We start from the raw sequence: 2,412 nt of genomic DNA, 5'->3' as shown, positions 1-2,412 counted from the left end.
TCTCGAGCGCCTGGTCCACTCTCCCCCCTATCCCCGCCTCCCCGGCCCCCACCCCCCCGACCCACCCCGCGGTCGGCCGGTCGCGTCGCTCGGCCGGTCGCGTCGGTCGCATCGGTCGCGTCGATCGCGTCGGTTCAACCCCGCTTACCTGTCCGCGCCCGCCCGGGCGCGCCCTCGGGCTCGCCCAGGCTCGCGGCCCGGACGGCCTCCATGGCGGCGAGCTCGCTGGGCACCCGGGCGCGGGCGCCCAGGCCGAGGATGCCGCCCTCCTCGTTGGCGTCGGCGACCACCGTCGCGATCTCCAGCAGGAAGGCCCGGTAGCCGGCGAGTTCGTCCGGCGCGTGCTCGGCCACGATCCGTACGGCGTCCCGGATGGTCTCCAGCGCGGGCCCGCGGTACTCGGCGTAGCGGGTGTCGGGGCGCAGCCCGGTGTCGAAGGTCGAGGCCGCCGCCAACTCCCTGACGAGGCGCCGCGGATGGGTGCTGCTCGCCTCGCGCAGCAGCTTGACGATCGCTATCACCTCCTCCGGGTCGGCGACGCCCTCCGCAAGGGCGACCAGCACGCCGGAGGCCATCAGGGCCCGGCCGAGCGTCGCCCAGTCCTCGGGGGCGAAGTCCAACTCCCCCACGCCGTCGGCGACCCGGCCGATCCGCACCACCTGGAAGCCGACGTCGGCGAGCACCGCGGGGATCAGCCGCACCGACTCCACCGTGCGGGCACGGGCCCGGTCCGACAGTTCCTCCCAGGGCAGGAACGCGGCCCGGCCGTCCCGCTGGCCGGGGAGCAGCGCCTCCGGTTCGGCGCCGGTGCCGTAGCGGTGCTCGTGCTCGTGCTCCAGCCGGGCCAGCACCTCGGCCTCCTCCTCGGTGAAGTCCTCGAAGCCGCCGACCGCGTCCGGGGCGACCTGCTCCGAGGTGGGCACCATCAGGCAGCCGACCGCGGCGAGGCGCTCGCCGAGCTGGCGGGCCTGGCGCCGGTTGGCCGTCCGCAGTTCCTCGGACAGCTCCTCCCAGGGCAGCAGGGCCGGGCGGCTGCCCGCCTCCTCGCCGTCCTCGACCGCCGCCGCCACCCGGCTCTGGTGGATGGCCCGGGCCAGGTGCCGGGTGACCTGGGCGTTGGTGTAGTCGGCCAGGCTCTCGATGACCTTCCCCTGCGCCTCCAGCCGGGCCTTCATCCGCCCGCACTCGTGCAGCACGGCCTCGGCGTCCAGCAGGGTCTGCTCTGCCCGGCGGTCGCCGGCCTTGCCCAGGACGTCCTGGCCGACCATGATCACGATCATGAAGATCAGCTGGGCCAGGGTCGACAGGAAGCTCATGAAGGCGAACGGGTACGGGTCGAAGGTCTGCACCCCGAACTGGGACAGGCCGATCCAGACCACCTGCGTCACGGCCGCGAGGTAGAACGCCCACATGCTGCCCAGCCGCCCGGTCAGCCAGGCGGCGATCCGCCCGTTGACCCCGGTGACCTGGTCCAGCGCCTGCGGCGGCTGCTGCACCCGGTGCCGCTGGATCCACGGGTGGCCGCTGGTCTCCAGCAGGCTCACCCCGCGGCCGAGCGCCAGGTCGTGCCGGTCCAGGTGCGCCTGGAGGTCGGCGACCTTGGCGAAGATCGCCTCGGCGTTCTCGTAGGTCTGCACCGCCCGACGGTCGGCGGCCTGGCCCAACACCCGCTGACCGACCAGGATCGCCAGGCAGAGCACCAGTTGGACGACGTTGTCCAGGAACAGCAGGAAACCGAAGGGGTAGGGGTCGATCGAGTGCAGCGGCCCCCAGGTCGCCAGCGCCATCCAGCCGGCGACCACCACCAGGGTCACGTACAGGGCGGGCATCGAGCCCACCGCCCTGGTCAGCGCGGCCGCGATCGCGCCGTTCAGACCGACCTGTTCGTCCGCCATCGTCACCGGCTGCTGCCGCGGCTGGTCGATCGTCGTCCCGGCTTCCGTCACGCCCGCTCCTCACGGTCGATTCCGGCGCCCGCCGCCGGAGTCGTGTTCATGATGACAGCGGCCCGGCCGGTCGGCGGGTCTCCGAGGCAGGATCTTAACGCCCCGTCAATGCCCCTTCCCCGTACGGCGTGCAGCTCGACCCGGCCGTGGCGCAGGTGGTTGCGGTGGCCGTCGGCGAACTCCAGCCGAAGGCTGCGGTCCGCCGGGGCGTCCACCACGACGGCACTCTCGACCGCGCCGTAGGAGGACTCGCGGTAGACCCACACCCGGTCGCCGATGTGGAACTCCGACGTCTCGGAGACGATCACCGTACTCACCTGCCTCCGCCTACCTTCGCCGACGTGTCCACCCGGCAGTACGGAGCGCGGTGGGTCGGGTACTCAGCAGGCACGCGCCCGCTCCGGCGCGGTGACAAACGGCAGCGCCGTTGGGGGGGCCGCGGGCCGGGGCGAGGGGGGGCGGGCGG

The 2,412-nt window shown here is 73.7% G+C and carries 2 protein-coding genes; both read right to left on the bottom strand.

The window, feature by feature from the left end:
* Positions 1-134: 134 nt before the first annotated feature.
* Positions 135-1,946, bottom strand: coding sequence for a DUF1003 domain-containing protein (locus tag ABTY61_RS39680; protein ID WP_350510095.1), 1,812 nt, complete (start codon positions 1,944-1,946; stop codon positions 135-137).
* Positions 1,943-2,263 carry a hypothetical protein gene (locus ABTY61_RS39675; RefSeq protein WP_350510094.1) on the bottom strand — a complete coding sequence of 107 codons (321 nt, stop codon included), beginning with the start codon at positions 2,261-2,263 and terminating at the stop codon, positions 1,943-1,945. The genes ABTY61_RS39680 and ABTY61_RS39675 overlap by 4 nt, the downstream gene beginning before the upstream one ends.
* Between the last annotated feature and the right edge of the window lie 149 nt (positions 2,264-2,412).

Origin of the sequence: Kitasatospora sp. NPDC096128 (genome assembly GCF_040303105.1) — a bacterium.
Taxonomy (GTDB): domain Bacteria; phylum Actinomycetota; class Actinomycetes; order Streptomycetales; family Streptomycetaceae; genus Kitasatospora.
This window is presented reverse-complemented; position numbering and strand designations above follow the sequence as displayed.